At 56.1% G+C, this 15,364-nt stretch carries 15 protein-coding genes and 1 pseudogene; 1 reads left to right on the forward strand and 15 read right to left on the reverse strand.

Annotation, left to right across the window (positions count from 1 at the left end; genetic code table 11):
* Window positions 1-184: 184 nt before the first annotated feature.
* A complete protein-coding gene (locus AC2FIS_RS07420; RefSeq protein ID WP_496772643.1) occupies window positions 185-1,249 on the reverse strand; it encodes a hypothetical protein in 1,065 nt (354 codons plus the stop codon).
* A 747-nt stretch (window positions 1,250-1,996) separates the two neighbouring features.
* On the opposite strand from AC2FIS_RS07420, the gene AC2FIS_RS07425 reads away from it, so the two are divergent.
* Window positions 1,997-2,608 carry a TetR/AcrR family transcriptional regulator gene (locus tag AC2FIS_RS07425; RefSeq protein ID WP_496721486.1) on the forward strand — a complete coding sequence of 204 codons (612 nt, stop codon included), beginning with the start codon at window positions 1,997-1,999 and terminating at the stop codon, window positions 2,606-2,608.
* A 314-nt stretch (window positions 2,609-2,922) separates the two neighbouring features.
* Here AC2FIS_RS07425 and AC2FIS_RS07430 read toward each other — a convergent pair whose 3' ends face one another.
* The 14 genes and pseudogenes from AC2FIS_RS07430 to AC2FIS_RS07495 form a co-directional block, all read right to left on the reverse strand.
* Window positions 2,923-5,310, reverse strand: coding sequence for a fatty acid cis/trans isomerase (locus AC2FIS_RS07430; RefSeq protein WP_496772644.1), 2,388 nt, complete (start codon window positions 5,308-5,310; stop codon window positions 2,923-2,925).
* A gap of 194 nt (window positions 5,311-5,504) precedes the next feature.
* A complete protein-coding gene (locus tag AC2FIS_RS07435) occupies window positions 5,505-5,762 on the reverse strand; it encodes a hypothetical protein (RefSeq protein ID WP_282119337.1) in 258 nt (85 codons plus the stop codon).
* A gap of 13 nt (window positions 5,763-5,775) precedes the next feature.
* Complete coding sequence (locus AC2FIS_RS07440; RefSeq protein WP_058272027.1) at window positions 5,776-6,477, reverse strand: NapC/NirT family cytochrome c; 702 nt, start codon at window positions 6,475-6,477, stop codon at window positions 5,776-5,778.
* A gap of 29 nt (window positions 6,478-6,506) precedes the next feature.
* Complete coding sequence (locus tag AC2FIS_RS07445) at window positions 6,507-6,944, reverse strand: nitrate reductase cytochrome c-type subunit (protein WP_282119339.1); 438 nt, start codon at window positions 6,942-6,944, stop codon at window positions 6,507-6,509.
* Between the two features lie 12 nt (window positions 6,945-6,956).
* Entirely contained in the window at window positions 6,957-7,874 is a 918-nt protein-coding gene (gene napH / locus AC2FIS_RS07450; protein ID WP_496772645.1) for a quinol dehydrogenase ferredoxin subunit NapH, read from the reverse strand.
* Entirely contained in the window at window positions 7,871-8,689 is an 819-nt protein-coding gene (gene napG / locus AC2FIS_RS07455; RefSeq protein WP_496772647.1) for a ferredoxin-type protein NapG, read from the reverse strand. Before napG ends, napH begins: the two co-directional genes overlap by 4 nt.
* Window positions 8,690-8,716: 27 nt before the next feature.
* Window positions 8,717-11,209, reverse strand: a complete 2,493-nt coding sequence (napA, locus tag AC2FIS_RS07460; RefSeq protein ID WP_282151975.1) for a nitrate reductase catalytic subunit NapA — start codon at window positions 11,207-11,209, stop codon at window positions 8,717-8,719.
* Window positions 11,206-11,499 (reverse strand): chaperone NapD, encoded by a 294-nt coding sequence (locus AC2FIS_RS07465; RefSeq protein ID WP_058276663.1) that lies wholly within the window; start codon window positions 11,497-11,499, stop codon window positions 11,206-11,208. Before AC2FIS_RS07465 ends, napA begins: the two co-directional genes overlap by 4 nt.
* Window positions 11,496-11,696, reverse strand: coding sequence for a 4Fe-4S dicluster domain-containing protein (locus AC2FIS_RS07470; RefSeq protein ID WP_496772913.1), 201 nt, complete (start codon window positions 11,694-11,696; stop codon window positions 11,496-11,498). The genes AC2FIS_RS07465 and AC2FIS_RS07470 overlap by 4 nt, the downstream gene beginning before the upstream one ends.
* 60 nt (window positions 11,697-11,756) lie before the next feature.
* Window positions 11,757-12,059, reverse strand: a pseudogene (locus AC2FIS_RS07475) (4Fe-4S dicluster domain-containing protein); the annotation flags it as partial.
* A 101-nt stretch (window positions 12,060-12,160) separates the two neighbouring features.
* Window positions 12,161-13,174, reverse strand: coding sequence for a FecCD family ABC transporter permease (locus AC2FIS_RS07480; protein WP_496772648.1), 1,014 nt, complete (start codon window positions 13,172-13,174; stop codon window positions 12,161-12,163).
* Window position 13,175: 1 nt separating this feature from the next.
* The gene (locus AC2FIS_RS07485) at window positions 13,176-14,126 is read right to left on the reverse strand and encodes an ABC transporter substrate-binding protein (protein WP_496772650.1); all 951 of its coding nucleotides are present in this window, start codon (window positions 14,124-14,126) and stop codon (window positions 13,176-13,178) included.
* A gap of 10 nt (window positions 14,127-14,136) precedes the next feature.
* A complete protein-coding gene (locus tag AC2FIS_RS07490) occupies window positions 14,137-14,922 on the reverse strand; it encodes an ABC transporter ATP-binding protein (RefSeq protein WP_496766336.1) in 786 nt (261 codons plus the stop codon).
* Entirely contained in the window at window positions 14,919-15,275 is a 357-nt protein-coding gene (locus AC2FIS_RS07495) for a DUF1636 family protein (RefSeq protein ID WP_496772651.1), read from the reverse strand. Before AC2FIS_RS07495 ends, AC2FIS_RS07490 begins: the two co-directional genes overlap by 4 nt.
* Window positions 15,276-15,364: the final 89 nt, after the last annotated feature.

Consider the following 15,364-nt stretch of genomic DNA (forward strand, 5'->3'; position numbering starts at 1 on the left):
AAGACGGTGAGTGATCGATCACTTAAAGCAGATCACAAGGATCATTTTTTGTCAAAGGTGTTAGACAATGGTGCCTAACAACCGCGTTTGAGAAGCAAATGACCGCCGAAGCAATAGGCAACAAGCAGCGGCCGTTCGCGTAGTGGAGTGCCATTCCCGACCGCGTTCGCGGTCGGGTGCTTGATCAGAAGTTATGCGACAGGCTCACACGTACAGCGGTGCCGGAAACATCCCGGATCTGCAGGCCCGCGTCAGGTTCGTTCACATCGCCAAGCGTACCATATGTGACATCAACCAGAATTCGGGTCTGACCAATCGAGTGAACGGCACCCAGCGTGATACCTTTGCCGCCGCCTTCGTAGTCGAAGCCAACAAAACCGCCTTCAGGTTCCGAGCGAGATAGAATGCCGTAGAAGTACCATTTCGGGTTCAGCAGGTAGCCGACGCCAATTTGGTAGTCGACCGAATTTTCCGCAAATTCCGCAAGCGGACCGCCAAGAACCGGAGACTCTACGGCGACATCATCCCAGTTCCTCCAACGGATCGATCCAAAGGCACCCCAGGGGCCCCTGATCGCACTTTGCACGTTCAGTGCGACCGTCTGAGGGGTGCTCAATTGCGTCGTCACGTCAGATGGCGAAAGGGGTTGCAGCTGTTCGACACCATCCAGATCGTGATCGATTTCCGAGTAGTATGTCAGGTCGGCGCGAAACGCGATCTCCGGGATCTCATACGCGGCACCCACAAGGAAACCGGGGTTGAAGTCACCCTCGGAATCCAGCGAGTAGCTGAGAGAGGGATTGATCAGCGCTCCGCTGAAATCGTTAATCTTTTCGAACCGAACCCCGGCAAAGGCACTGAAGTTTTCATTGAACTTGTACCGCGCCATCAAGGCGACCTCGGTGCCGCGATACCTGACGTTGGTGCCAGCAGAAGGAGCGCCCGTACCGGTTGGGTACAGTAGCTTATAGTTGACCGAGTTGAAGCCGTGGATTGCGACTGCCCATTTGTCACCTACGTCCTGTTTGTAGGCTAGGGACAGGCCGCTAATGCTCGGTGTGACGTTACCAGTTGGCTGTCCGAACTCAGTGCCTTCGGTTTTTGAATCGGCCCATCCTCCGGTGATCTCGACATAGCGGCCCTGCTCAAAAAGGAACCGGTTTACCGACGGAAACCCCTCGATCCCGCCAGCAAATGCTGGGCTTGAAATCATGCCCGCACCCAACGCCAATGTTGCAATTTTCTTCATTCTTCCCTCCCTTTCCTCGGCTTTGTGTCTTTAATTGTGCCGAGGGGATCTGATGTGACCGTGGCGCAAGGGCGCTTTGGCCTGTTGAAAGCGCCGTGGTTTGCGCATGGTCGTGCAACCATCGAATGACGTGTCTTCAAATGGTTGCGTTTCCGGCCTGTGGAACTGTTTGCGGTGCAGAAGGGAGGCGCGCAGCGTGTGGCCGCCGCAATTACATGCGATGGCGGAATGTGGTCTTCCTTTTGAATGCAACGCCGCGCCCCTGATGTGGGCCGCTTTGCAGCAGGCAATACCAATTGGTTCGGCGAACAAGCCGATTGCGCGTTTTTTCATAGTCCCTGTCGTTTTTTGCAGCCCAGTCTTAGGCCGGATTTTTGGTCTGACTATTGCGGTGCGAGTAGCCCCGGGCTGACACCTCCTCGTTGCTTAGAATTTTTGATTGGCGCGCTCCTCCTGGCTCTGCGCCGCGTTTCGGAACAACTGTTCTGCGCGAACCCTACCAACGACCCGAATGTATTCTGGATTGGTCATGGATTTGCCCCTGCTGCTTGCCTGTTGGCAATTTGTTTGTCGGTTATGACAGTTATTTGTTGCACATAGCTGACATCTTTTCAATACGTTTGTATTGTACGTTTGAATTGGAATATTCTTTCGTGGCAAACGTTGTATTTTCAGGGCTTTGATCCAGTTCTCACAAACACCAAGGTTCCGCTCACACTTTTGCGGGATTTACGCTAGGAAAGGCCGATGACGCAAAATTTGACAGAGAATCGGGCCAAACAGCGCGACAAGAACCGAGAACAGAAGCGACGCGAACTTGCCGAGAACGCGATTGCGACAATTGCGCGGGCTGGATACGCCAACACCACCTTGCGGGATATCGCGGCCTCGACCGGCGTGTCGCTGGGCAAAATACAGTATTATTTTCCCGAAAAAGAGGGATTGCTGTTGTATTGCGTAGATCTGTCAGTCGACCGTTTCACGTCACAGCTGAACGAGATTCTAGATGCAGAACTCAGCCCACGCGAGGCACGCGGTGCCTATATCGAGCTGTTTGCCCATTCGATCCTCAACTATGCGCATCTGCACAGGCTTTGGTATGACATCCGCAATCAGGCTATGTTCGATAGCCAGCTCAGGCCGCGAGTTGCTGACGTCGAGGCTCGGTTTGTCGCAATTTGTGACGAACTCGGAAAAAAATTTGCTGTCGATGATGTGCGTGGTGTGGAAATCTATGTGATGCTGGACGGTGCCTTTCGGTATTACATCCAGCAAAGCATAGCTGGGATGCCAATCACGGCCGAGGACATCGCGCGGCACCTAAAACGCATTATCGGTTACCTGACGGGTGAAATGTAAGCTACGGACCAATACTCCGCCGTCTCGCAATTTGCTTTCCGGGGCGTATTTTCGTTCTATTTCCGCTCGGGTTGAAGACAAGATTTCCCGCGGATTACCTGGGGCTGACCGAGCTCTTGCATGCAGTACATTGTCATGACGGAAAATAAAACAAACGAGGCCGCATTGGCTTTAAAAATGCTGCACCAACCGTGTTTGCTGTGCTTACTGCTACTTCAGTTTGCGCCGATGATGTGGCGCAGGTATTAGGCCTTTTTTCTGCGTCGAGTTGACAGAGTGCGAATGATCAGGCGCCCCTGTTTAAATGGGCTGGCTTAGTTGTTTTCAGGATCGCTGTCGGATCGAGGGTCCTTATACCGGTTCAGGTCCAGCACGCCTGCCTGAATGGGGTCGCTTGCCAGAAACATGGTCATCACCTGATCGCTGGTTTCCCAAAACCCCGGGCTTGTCCTACGCAGGCCATAGGTGGCTACGATATCGATCCATTCGGCCTGCGACCGCACTGATTTGAGGTCGGTTACAAAAGACGCCAGCTGGGCTTCCTGAAGTCGAAAGTAGAAATTCGTATAGCTTCCGATCACCCCCGGCAGAATGGTCAGCACATCGGCTTGCGGATTCCTGCGATCTTTTTCTTCAAACAAGAACGCCACATTGTAATGGGCCTTATCGTGGAGCAGCGAATAGAGAGACGTGGAACCATCTTCGTTGTCCACCAAAAGCAGGGAAACATCTGACAGATACCTGACCCAATCGCCTGTATGATCCGCGAGTGCCCGCAAGTTATCCACAACTTCTGAACTCCCATTCGAACAGTCGTCGCTTTTGCATCTGTTGATCGTGTCCTCGACAGCCCAAAGACCGTTGCCGCGATTTAGAAGTTCCAGGAGGAACTCTTGCTTAGGCGTGTCCGTTTTAAAATCTATGCCAGTCGGAAAACTGTCATCGACACGGCGCCGGTGCCAATAGGTGTGCAGCTCGGCCAGTGCCCCCTGATACCAGGTTTTGTGCATCCTTTGCCTGACGCCGCGCGGCATGAAGTTCAGGAAAGTGTCCTCACTCTCCATCCGCAGCTCGTCCATGTATAACCGGGTTGAAAGCTGGTGTTCGAGGCGACCGAAAACATCAAAACCTGCAACCAAGTCGTAATAGATACGTTCGAACTCCGGATAATCGATAACCCATGCGGTTTCCGGAATACCGCCGTGGAACCCGGTCATGGCAGAGGCATTGTCGAAATGCCGAAACACGGTAATCAGCGCCTGGGGATTGGTGCCCTCACCATCCCAGATTGCGTCATATCCAAACCCGTTTTTGTGCGCCGCGCTGTTGCGATATCGGGCATCCCGAAACTCAAGATACTTGATCTGGTTTTTGTGAGACATTCCCTGAAGGTCCCCCAAGAACCCTATATCTTCAGTACTCACCGGCAATTCCAGAAAGGCCGCCCCGTCCGCCAAAAAGCTGGGGTCTGAGACGGACAGATCGGCATCCGGATCAAGGAAACTGACCCAGAACCGGTCTTCAATAACGTCAACGGCGGTTTCGCCGTGACAGACCGGTCCGCGAATGAAGCTGCGCACATAAAACAACGCGTCATCCAAAAGAAACTGATAGCGGCTGCGGGCCGGTATTTTGGCAAACGTGCTGAACGGGTTGCCGCCTTCATCTTCTCCGTACGCAGGCAATTCGGTGACTGACCATGCCGGATCAAGGAATAGCTGCTTGTATCGAGCCAAACGATCCGGCCCAAAGCTATAGACCAGATGATCTTTGTGCACGATCGTTTCGTCGAATGCCTGCAGGCGATAATAAAAGGGCCTTGGGCCGGGACTATCGAAGGGACGGCGTGTCGGGATGATCTCGATCTTTGATCCCGGTGGGTTGGCGGACCGCACCAGCTGAAAAAACTGTCTTGGATTGTCGGTTGGAAAGTGGAGGCGCGCCAGAAACAGATGTTCGTAAATATATCTGCTCATCAATTTATGGCGCAGGTCGGGCGCGTTCAGAAAGACCTCCCATTCCGTGATTTGATCCTGAATGTCCTGAGGGATTTCCGTTGAGGCCGATGGAAAGGGCGCACCTTTTTTAAGCCATGACATGAGGGTCTGGTATTCTTGTTCACTCAGTGGGGCTGTGGCGTAGGGCATTCCCGCCTTTGGGTTTGCCGTCCTAAAGGCGTCGAATTCTTGCGTTGTAGGGCAGGTTAAGGGGCGATCAATCGACAAACCAAGCTGGCTTGGAACAGGTGCGTTAGCCGTCAAACGGGCTTGCCTGCCGAGCTTAAGAGAGCGCTCTAACACCGATCCACCCGCGCCGGTCACCTCGGATGACGGAAGAATGGAAAAAAACCCAAGAGCTCGCCACCCGGGAACTGTCTGCGCGTCGATTCCAAGCCGTGTTGGTTGCGCATCTTTTAGTCGTTCGGAGTGGTAGACCGCCTCTTTACTGGCGCCGCGCAAAAGGCCGGCAGGGGATGTCAGCTTGAGTTGGCAGGGTGCGTCGTAGCAACTGTGACAGACCACGCAGCGGTGGTTCAGGATATCCTGCACGTTAGCCCAGTCCGCATTTTCCAGCTTGTCGTCAATGGTCGCGCCGGGTGCTTCTGCATTTGACTGGGCCAAACCCTGATCAGCAAGCAAAAATGCAATCGAAGCCGCTAAAACACGGGTGAAAAAACACCAATCTTGTAATGTTCGCAGCATAGATGCCCCCGTCTGAATGGTTTGTTTTCATTGACCATCACGCCAAGCCCAAAGGCTTTAACAGGGTTATACTACTGAATTGATATCGTTTGTCGCGTTTCCTGAACTTTTACGTTGAGGCATCGTTGGGCGTGTTTGCCGCAATTTCACATGCGGCAAAGTAAATTTATTAGGAGCTTAGTTCGCCAATAATGTCAGACCGTTGCGCCCTTGATGCGTATGGCCGATCCCACGCTACCAGCGCAAAGGCCAATGCCAATTGCGATCAACAGCTCAAATGTATCGACCTTAGCAAATGAACCATGGGCGAATACGAAGGTTGCCAACACCCCGACAATGCCCCCCATCAATGCGCCCAGCCAAACGCGGCGAGTCATCATTCCCAGGGCCAGCCCAAGGATACCCGGCAGACTGATGACGTTGGCCCCGATTGTTCCCAGAATTTCCAGCATTTCGTGTCCCTTTTCAGTCTGCCCGAGTACTCAGGAATGACTTGATGTCATCGCCGTCAGCTGCGGCCTGTTGTTGCAACGAACCCTGCGCTTTGCTGGCCAGAGTTTCGGTCACTTCCTGATACCGCTCCTGATAGCCGGGCGGCAGGCTATGGGCGATGCCCTGGTGGCAATCGATACAGGTCATGTTTTCATCAATGGCGCGTTGGTGCTCAGAGGCAGCGCGCGTTTCCTGCAACGTGAAATCCATATAGTCGAAGTTGTGGCAATTCCGGCATTCGCGACTGTCGGAGGCCTTCATCTTCTTCCAGACGGCGGTCGCCATACTCAGACGATGCTCTTCGTATTTCTCGGGTGTACTAATCGTGCCTGCCAGCTCGTGATAGACGTCCTTGACCGCCATGATCTTGGCTTTGATCTTGTGATTCCACTCATGTGGCACATGGCAATCGGAACAGATGGCCCGCACACCGGAGTGGTTGTTGTAGTGGATCGTCTCACGATACTCGCCCAGATTAGTCTCCATCGTATGGCACGAGGTACAGAACTCCTCGGTATTCGTCAGCTCAAGCGTCCAGTGGAACCCGCCCCAGAACAGGATTCCAGCCAGAAAACCCGCAAGGATCAGAAAACCCGAGCTAAAGGCAACCGCCGGGGTCCAGATCCAGTTCCAGATGCGGCCAATCCACCCGCGTTTTTCAGGAGAGTCTGCCATGTTGGTGCTCCTTTCATTCTTGCGTTGGATTAATTGCCCGAGGACGGTTGAAAGACGTTATCAACCAATGGCGGCGCGTCTGCTTGCGGCACGTGGCATTGGTTGCAGAAATAACGGGTGCCTGCGATGTGATCCAACTCGTTGCCGTCGCGATCCAGATAGTGAGTCATCGACAATGTCGGGGCGTTGCGTTCGCCGGCTTTGGTCCAGTCGTGGCAGGACAGGCACTGATTTGTGCGCGTGTCGATCTGATATTGCTCGACCGAGTGCGGGATCAGCGGCGGTTGTTGGCGATAGTTGCGCTGCATGCGCCCTTCGACGTTCTTGTGGATCTGTTCCAGAGGGATCAGTTCATCCACATCGGCACCCCGCAGGGATTCTACCTGAGCTGATTGCGCAAGGGCGAATCCGCCCAAGAGTAAAACGGGGATAAGGGCTATAAGGCCTGTTCGGGTTGGCTTGTTCATCTTGGCACTCCCTCAGATAGGTCTGGCTGCGCGCGGATCGGGCGCGGGAACTGGATCGGTAGGTGCGGCGATCTTGTCGTCGAACCGGTGAGTAAATTTGAAAACGTCGACGGCGCACACGTCGATGCAACGACCGCAGGTGGTGCAGTCAGGGGAAAGGATTAGTGGTGTGGAACCCGACTTACCCTTCAGCGCAGGAGCTATGACCTGATTTTCTGGGCAAACGGCATAGCAATCCATGCAATCATCGCAAGCTGCCCGGTTTAAGGCGCTGACCCGCAGCAAACCTTTGGCACCAAACAGGCCGTAAAATGCGCCAACGGGACAGATGTGACCGCACCAGCCGTGCCGCGAAACGAACAGGTCGAACACGAAGATGGCAATGATCATGGCCCACACGAACCCTGCGCCGAAAATCAGCCCGCGATGCAGCATGGTGATCGGGTTGACCAACTCCCATGCGATCACGCCTGTAGCGCCCGAGACGATTAGGACGGTGGCCAATATCCAAAGGCGAGTGCTGCGCTTGGGCTGCCAGCCTTTCGGCAGGTCCAACCGTCTGTGCAACCAGTTGGCCGCATCGGTGACTGGGTTGATCGGACAAATCCAAGAACAATAGACGCGCCCACCAATCAGAGCGTAGGCGACCAGAACGATCACACCACCGATCAGGGCCGTCCATTCCGGCCAGTGTCCGGCGATTGCGCTTTGCAGCAGGATAAGCGGGTCGGTCAGCGGCAGCACGCCCAGCGTCAAAGATCCCGCAAGAGTGCCTTGAACGATCCAGATTCCGAACCAAGGCCCCAATAGGAACACCGCCAGAAAGAGCAACTGGCTTGCGCGCCGCAGCAGCAGGTACTTGTGCGCGCGCACCCAACCTTTTTCCTCGATAGCCTCCATTCCGACCGGCATATGTGTGCGTGTACTCATTGCCCGACCACCGGCAAATCATATGTGGGGGTGAACCCGCCCGGCGCGGCAAGGTTGTCAGTGCCCGGACCGGGCAGACGGTCCGGCAGATCAATGATGCCTTCGACTAGGGGACCGCCTTTGGCCTCTTTCTCTTCCCAGCCTTTGCGGTAGTGATCGGCACTGCTGCCGCGCGCCAGACGCGCAGGCAGGACCTTGATCGCGGCCTCGGGCAGAACACAGCTTTTCTCGCACATGCCGCAGCCTGTGCAGTGGTCCGCATGAACTGTCGGGATGAACAGTGCGTGGTGGCCTGAACGTCCGTTATGGGCCGTTTCCAGCGTGATTGCCTCATCAATCACGGGGCAGACGCGATAGCAGACATCGCAGCGCAGGCCGAGGAAGTTCAGGCAGTTCTCCTGATCGACAAGGACGGCAACGCCCATCTTGGCATCATCAATATTGTCGAGGGCTGGATCCAATGCACCGGTGGGGCAGGCGGCCACGCAAGGGATGTCGTCACACATTTCACAAGGCACATCCCGCGCTGTGAAATAGGGCGTCCCAGTAGCAACCGCATCCACGCCCAATTCTGCCAGTTTCAATGTGTCGTAAGGGCAATCCCGCACGCAAAGCCCGCAGCGAATGCAAGCGGACAGAAACGCCTCTTCCGGTAGCGCGCCGGGGGGGCGCAACGCTTCGGCCGGCAACGCGCGGGCATCGCGGGCAAGCCATGCCAACAATGACCCGGCGACCACACAGCCGCCCGACGCACGCGCCGCATCCTGCAGGAAGCGACGCCGTTGCGGCGAAAGAGGTTTACCTTCAAAGGGCATGGGGACGGCCTTTGCCTCGCTTGTCCGTTACGCGCGCTCGACCTTACAGGCGCATTTCTTGTAGTCGGTCTCTTTCGACAGCGGGCAAGTTGCGTCCAGCGTCAGCTTGTTGGTCAGCTGATGCTCGTCGAACCATGGCATAAAGACCAATCCGCGTGGCACCTTGTTGCGGCCGCGCGTTTCAACCCGGCTGGTCACCTCGCCCCTGCGGGTGGAGAGTACGATCTCTTGCCCACGGCGCAGACCGCGATCCTTGGCGTCCTCCGGGTGCATGTAGACAACGGCTGACGGAAACGCGCGATGCAGTTCGGGCACGCGGCGGGTCATCGAGCCTGAATGCCAGTGTTCCAGCACACGACCGGTGGATAGCCACAGATCGAATTCCTCATCCGGTTCCTCGGCGGCGGGCTCATAGGGGGCAAAGATGATCTTGGCCTTGCCGTCCTCGTAGCCGTAGAACTTAACGTCTGCGCCTTCCGGCACATACGGATCATACCCTTCGCGGAAGCGATAGAGTGTTTCCTTGCCGTCGACGACAGGCCAGCGCATGCCACGGGCCTCGTGATACATCTCGAACGGAGCAAGGTCGTGCGCGTGGCCGCGTCCGAAATCGGCATATTCTTCAAACAGACCTTTCTGAACGTAGAAGCCGAAATGCTCCGCGTCGTCGTTGTGGAACCCTTCCGCCGTTTCCGACAGCGGGAACTGGTCGACCTTACCGTTGGCATAAAGCACGTCATACATGGTCTTGCCGCGATGCTCGGGCATCTTGGCCAGCAGCTCTTCGCCCCAGACCTCTTCGATGGTAAAACGTTTCGCGAATTCCATCAGCTGCCACAGGTCCGACTTGGCCTCACCCGGTGCCTGCACCTGTTGACGCCAGAATTGCGTACGGCGTTCGGCGTTGCCATAGGCGCCTTCTTTCTCAACCCACATGGCCGTGGGAAGGATCAAGTCGGCCGAAACTGCGGTGACAGTTGGGTAAGGATCCGAGACTGTGATGAAGTTTTCCGGGTTACGGTAACCAGGATAGCCTTCTTCGTTGATGTTGGGCGCGGCTTGCATGTTGTTGTTGCACTGGACCCAATAGGCATTCAGTTCGCCGTCCTTCAGTTTGCGGTGCTGCAACACGGCGTGGAAGCCGGGCTTGGGCGGGATAGTGCCCTCGGGGATGTTCCATGCGGTTTCGCAGATTTCGCGGTGCTTATCACTCGTAACAACCATGTCCGCCGGCAGACGGTGGGCAAAGGTCCCCACCTCACGCGCCGTACCACAGGCCGACGGTTGACCCGTCAGCGAGAACGGTGAGTTTCCGGGTTCGGAAATCTTTCCCACCAGCAAGTGCACGTTATACATCAGCGAATTCACCCAGGACCCACGGGTGTGCTGGTTGAAGCCCATGGTCCACAAGCTCATCACTTTACGGTTCGGGTCGGCATATTGCTGGGCCAGTTTCTCCAGCTTGTCTGCAGGGACACCAGACAGTTCAGAGGTATATTCCAGCGTGTAGGGCGCGACGGCTTCGGCGTATTCTTCGAAACTGATCGGATCCATCTTGCCCGAGTTCGGATTTTCGGCTTCTTGCTGCAGTGCGTTGGTGTCGCGCAGGCCATAGCCGATATCGGTGGCGGTTTTGGTGATGTTGACGTGCTTCTTGACGAAGTCTTCGTTTACCGCGCCATTTTGAATGATGTAGTTGGCGATGTAGTTCAGGATCGCCAGATCGGTCTGCGGTTCAAAAACGATGCCGTTGTCCGCCAGTTCAAACGAGCGATGCTCAAACGTCGACAGTACATGCACTTCGCAATCCGGTTTGGTCAGACGTGTATCGGTGAGGCGCGACCACAGGATCGGGTGCATCTCGGCCATGTTCGAACCCCACAGAACGAACGTGTCCGCGTGCTCAAAATCGTCATAGCAGCCCATCGGCTCATCAATGCCGAACGTCCGCATGAAGCCCACAACGGCTGATGCCATGCAGTGCCGTGCGTTGGGGTCGATATTGTTGGACCGGAACCCGGCTTTCATCAGTTTGGAGGCCGCATAGCCTTCCCAAACCGTCCATTGACCGGAACCAAACATGCCGACACTGGTCGGGCCTTTCTTGGCCAGCGCCTCTTTCCATTTTGCGGCCATGACATCGAACGCTTCGTCCCAGCTTACCGGCTCGAATTCACCGTTTTTGTCGTATTCGCCATTGGTCTTGCGTAGCAAAGGTGTAGTCAGTCGATCCTTGCCGTACATAATCTTGGACAGGAAATAACCCTTGATACAGTTCAGCCCCCGGTTCACCGGCGCGTCGGGGTCGCCTTGCGTCGCAACGACACGACCTTCTTTGGTGCCGACCAGAACAGAGCAGCCTGTACCACAGAACCGGCAAGCCGCCTTGTCCCACCGGATGTCTGGCGCTCCGGCCTGGGCATTGGCTTGACCGGCCGCCAACGGAATACCAGCGGCTGACGCCGTTGCTGCGGCCGCAGAGGCCTTGAGAAAAGTCCGACGGGATTCAGAATGTGTCATTGCGTGGGCCTCCGGCTGGTGGTTGGGCTTGGGGCATCGGGCTGCGGATGGGCGTCCGCGAGATCCTCGAAATGGTGATAAGTCAGGGTCAAAGAGATGACGCCTGGGATCTGGTGCAGATCCATGATGGTTTCGGATGCAAGACGGGTTGGAGTGTCTTCGACGACGACAACAAATCGGCCATCTTCCGTTTCAGCGTGAATTTCGACACCCGGCGTGCCCTTCATCACGCGCGCTGCTGCGCTCGTGTGATCAGGTGCGACATGGGCGAGACAACCGCAGATGTTCATTGAGTAGCTTCCATTTGTGGTTGAGGTTGGCGTTCCAGCGCAATGGCATCGGCGGGACATAAACTTGGGCAAATCCCGCAGCCGTTGCATGTCTCAAGGTCAAGCACCGGCTCTGCGCGGCCGCCGGTCATCAGTTTGAAACGGATCGCGCTTTGTTCGCAATTGTCCTGACAGATGCGGCAACTGATGCCGTTCATAGATAGGCAGGTGTCCGCTGTAAGCGCGGCGCGCCATGGCCAATCTGGCAAACGGTCAATCGATATCGCTTCGGTTGGACAAATACGGGCGCAGTCACCGCAGAAGGTGCAGGGATTGTCAGTGGGCTGGAAGCGGGGATATCCATCTGTCCCGATGACGATCGCATCTTCGGGGCAAGTATCTGCGCAATCACCACATTTACTGCATGTTTCAACAAAGCACAGCTCAACCGAGCCCGGAGGTCTGGCGATATTGCCGTCCTCTGGTCTGATCTTTGCGCTTAGAAACGCGCGTCGGCTGGTCAGTTGTTGCATTGCATGCGACCTGGCTACACTCGATTCCTGTAATCGAGTGTATCGCATACCGTGATCTGTGGGGGCCTTTTTTGATTTAGGTCATTTGGCCTGTTAAATATTAGTCATTTAGGAAACTTTAATTTTTTTGCCGAAGCGACCCTTTGAGATCATCTGCGAGGGCGCGCGGTTCGGATTAGTAGAAGAAAAACAAAAACCGATCCCAGCGATGTCGTGACAATCCCAACAGGCAGCTCTTGCGGGGCAAGCAACAGACGGCTCAGGATATCCGAGCCTGTAAGCAAAGCTGCTCCGACAATGGCGGCGGTAGGCACAAGCTGGCTGTGCAAAGGCCCCGCGATACCGCGTGCGATGTGGGGAACCATCAAGCCGACAAAACCGATCACACCCGCGACGGACACAAATACAGCGGTTGCAAGAGCTGCGACGAAGAACATTCGGAACCGTAAGCCTTGAACGGGCACACCCAGGGTGGCGGCCGTCAAATCACCAGTCAGCAGTGCATCAAGCCAGCGGCTACGGTACATTGCATAGGCGAGGATCAATGCTAAACCTGCGCAGACCAGCGGGAATGTCTCCCACCGGGCAAGACCCAAACCCCCAAGCATCCAGAAGATAACCGAATGGGCCGCGCGGCTGTCGCCTGCGAAAATCAGATAATTGGTAATAGCTGAAAACAAAAACGAAACCGCAAGCCCCGCAAGGATCAGTTTTTCGGGCGCGCTTGTGCGCAGCCCATGAACCAAAGCCAGTACAATGCCTGATGCGACAAGCCCTCCGAAAAACGCGGCCAGTGGCAGGGTCCAAAAGCCCAGCACATCTCCGGTTACTGTAATGACAAAGACAGCCCCCGCCGCAGCGCCAGAGGACAGGCCGAACAGAAACGGGTCCGCCAGATCGTTGCGTGTGGTGGTTTGCAGGACAACGCCGACGATGCCCAGCCCGGCACCGATCACGGCGGCAAACAGTGCGCGTGGTAAGCGCAGGTCAAACACGATGCGGTGGAGCGGAGACATCTCTCCTTCCACCAATCCCGTGCCCAACAAGACACCGGCTAGCGCGTCAGAGGCCGGAATGGATGTGGTTCCGTAGACAGTTGAGGTCAGCAAAAGGGCGGCCAATACAGCCGCCCCCAGCAAGAGTGTAAGGCCAAGTCGGCCCATATCAGTTCAGGCCCGGGTGCATGGCTTTGGCCATTTTCGAAATTGCTTCGATATTTGCCGGTCCGGGTGTCAGTTCCTCGTAGCGCAGACCAATCCAGCGTTCGTTCTTGACCGCGTCCGTCTGTGACATCACGGGATGGTCCTGCAGGAACTTGAAGGTATCCGCGGCGCCATTTCCAGTTTGATAATCAAGTAAAACCAGGAATTCCGGGTTCGAAGCGGCAACAGCCTCCCACGAGGAACGTCCCCAGCTGGTGTCCATGTCATGGGTGACGTTCTTGCCGCCAGCGGCAGCAATCATCGCGTCGGGAATGGCAAACTTACCAGCCGTAAACGGGGCATCGGCGGGGCCGTCCAGCAGGAAAACACGGGGCTTCGGCAGGTCGGCTGTCTGTGTTTGAATCGCGGACAGTTCCTCTTTCCAGCCGGAAACCAGCTCTTCTGCCTTGTCTTCAACGTGCATTACTTTGCCCAAGCGAAGGACGTCGGTGAACAGCAAGTCCATGCTGGCTTCGGGGCGATCCTTATCCAGATGTACGCAGCTTTCCGTCAGGATCATCGTTTTGATGCCGAATGGCGCAAGCGTGTCCGGGGTCACGTCACCGCCCGGCTTCATGCCATAGTACCAGCCTGCAAAGAAAAGGTCGGGTTCGACAGCGACCAGATTTTCAACCGTCGGGTACTTGGGCGCAAGTTCCGGGATGTCGCCGCGCAGGGTGTCAAACTCGGGGCTGGTTTTGTACCAGCCAGTGATGCCCGTCAGGCCAACGATCTTGTCCTGCAAACCCAGCGCAAAGGCCATGTCGGTCATGTTCATGTCGTGCACGACCAGCCGCTCGGGCTGAGTTTCAAACACCATCGGCTCGCCGCAATTGTCGACGGTGATCTCGTGCGCTGTTGCGGCACTTGCAAGGCCGCTGATCAGTGCTGCGCACCAGAGAGTTTTGTTCATGTTGTTTTTCCTAGTTTGAGGTAGTGGTTCTTCGGATATCCAGTGCCGGAATCATGCGGCCTTCGTGCTGAAAGCTAAGAAAATCGACACCAAACGTTTCACGGACCCTTTCGGGTGTCAGCACTTCATGCACTGGGCCGAAACCGGTCAGGCGCGTGGATTTCATCAACGCGACATGGGTCGCGAATTCCGGGATCATGACCAGATCATGGACGATCATGACGACCGTAATGCCCAACTCGGCCACCAGCGACAGCATGCGTCCCTTGGCGTCCGGATCCAGATGGTTCGTCGGCTCATCCAAAAACAGCAGCGAGGGGTTCTGCGCCAGCGCCCTTGCGATATGAGCGCGCTGGCGTTCCCCGCCGGATAACACGGCCATCCGCTTGTCGGCGAGGGCGACGAGTCCGGTCAGTTTCAGGATGCGGTCCAATTCCAAGGCGTGTTCAGCGGCAGATCGATCGGCACGGATCGGGATTTGCCCAAGGGCCACATAATCGCGCAGGAACAAACGCCCGTCCGGCGATTCCTGCTGACTGACTACGGCGATCATTCGGGCGCGGTCCATCGCTGAAAGCTGCCGAAGGCTGCGCCCCTTTACCAAAACGTCCCCCAGCACAATCTCTTCACCGCCGCACAAAAGATTCAGCAACGTTGTCTTGCCTGCACCGTTTGGGCCGGCAATTGCCAGGGTTGCCCCTTCATTCAGTTCGAAATTGACGTTTTGCAGCAGTACGTCGCCGTTCAGGGCGTAATACTCCAGCCCGCGCGCCTCAAGGAAAGCTCCGCAGGTCATGCCCTTGTCTCCAGCTTTAGCCGTGGTAGGCGCGCCAGGGTCTTTTCAAGAAGGGCAGGCGGGCGCTGCGATGCGTTGGTCCAACCATCCGTGCTGCGGTGGTATTGATGTGCAAATTTGGCCAAAGCGCCCACGTCCTCAGCCGATTGGATGTCACCGAAAAGGTACTGCGCCTTGTCGAATGCCTGAAACCCGACGGTTGTGGGCCGACCGCAACCGGCCATGCAGGAAACGCTGCGGATGCCAAAACTGGATGGAAGCTTGCTTGCAAGCGCAGCGCGCAATGAATCCGCCCGGTCAGAACCCTCGCAGGTCTCGCAAATCAGAAGGAAATGATCAGGACTGATCGACATGGCCCACTCCGCCTGTTGCCAAGCGCGGGCAGAAGGTGCCAATCATGTCATCACGTCTTAGACGTGTCATAAAGCCTCCTTCCAGGACG

Source organism: Ruegeria sp. CDSB113 (assembly GCF_059611045.1).

Coding starts and splice junctions, on each gene's coding strand:
- AC2FIS_RS07425 (WP_496721486.1), top strand. CDS start 1,997: ATGACGCAAAATTTGACAGAGAATCGGGCCAAACAGCGCGACAAGAAC.
- AC2FIS_RS07490 (WP_496766336.1), bottom strand. CDS start 14,922: ATGACCTGCGGAGCTTTCCTTGAGGCGCGCGGGCTGGAGTATTACGCC.
- AC2FIS_RS07495 (WP_496772651.1), bottom strand. CDS start 15,275: ATGTCGATCAGTCCTGATCATTTCCTTCTGATTTGCGAGACCTGCGAG.
- AC2FIS_RS07480 (WP_496772648.1), bottom strand. CDS start 13,174: ATGGGCCGACTTGGCCTTACACTCTTGCTGGGGGCGGCTGTATTGGCC.
- AC2FIS_RS07435 (WP_282119337.1), bottom strand. CDS start 5,762: ATGCTGGAAATTCTGGGAACAATCGGGGCCAACGTCATCAGTCTGCCG.
- AC2FIS_RS07445 (WP_282119339.1), bottom strand. CDS start 6,944: ATGAACAAGCCAACCCGAACAGGCCTTATAGCCCTTATCCCCGTTTTA.
- napH (WP_496772645.1), bottom strand. CDS start 7,874: ATGAGTACACGCACACATATGCCGGTCGGAATGGAGGCTATCGAGGAA.
- AC2FIS_RS07485 (WP_496772650.1), bottom strand. CDS start 14,126: ATGAACAAAACTCTCTGGTGCGCAGCACTGATCAGCGGCCTTGCAAGT.
- AC2FIS_RS07440 (WP_058272027.1), bottom strand. CDS start 6,477: ATGGCAGACTCTCCTGAAAAACGCGGGTGGATTGGCCGCATCTGGAAC.
- AC2FIS_RS07430 (WP_496772644.1), bottom strand. CDS start 5,310: ATGCTGCGAACATTACAAGATTGGTGTTTTTTCACCCGTGTTTTAGCG.
- AC2FIS_RS07420 (WP_496772643.1), bottom strand. CDS start 1,249: ATGAAGAAAATTGCAACATTGGCGTTGGGTGCGGGCATGATTTCAAGC.
- AC2FIS_RS07465 (WP_058276663.1), bottom strand. CDS start 11,499: ATGAACATCTGCGGTTGTCTCGCCCATGTCGCACCTGATCACACGAGC.
- napG (WP_496772647.1), bottom strand. CDS start 8,689: ATGCCCTTTGAAGGTAAACCTCTTTCGCCGCAACGGCGTCGCTTCCTG.
- AC2FIS_RS07470 (WP_496772913.1), bottom strand. CDS start 11,696: ATGAACGGCATCAGTTGCCGCATCTGTCAGGACAATTGCGAACAAAGC.
- napA (WP_282151975.1), bottom strand. CDS start 11,209: ATGACACATTCTGAATCCCGTCGGACTTTTCTCAAGGCCTCTGCGGCC.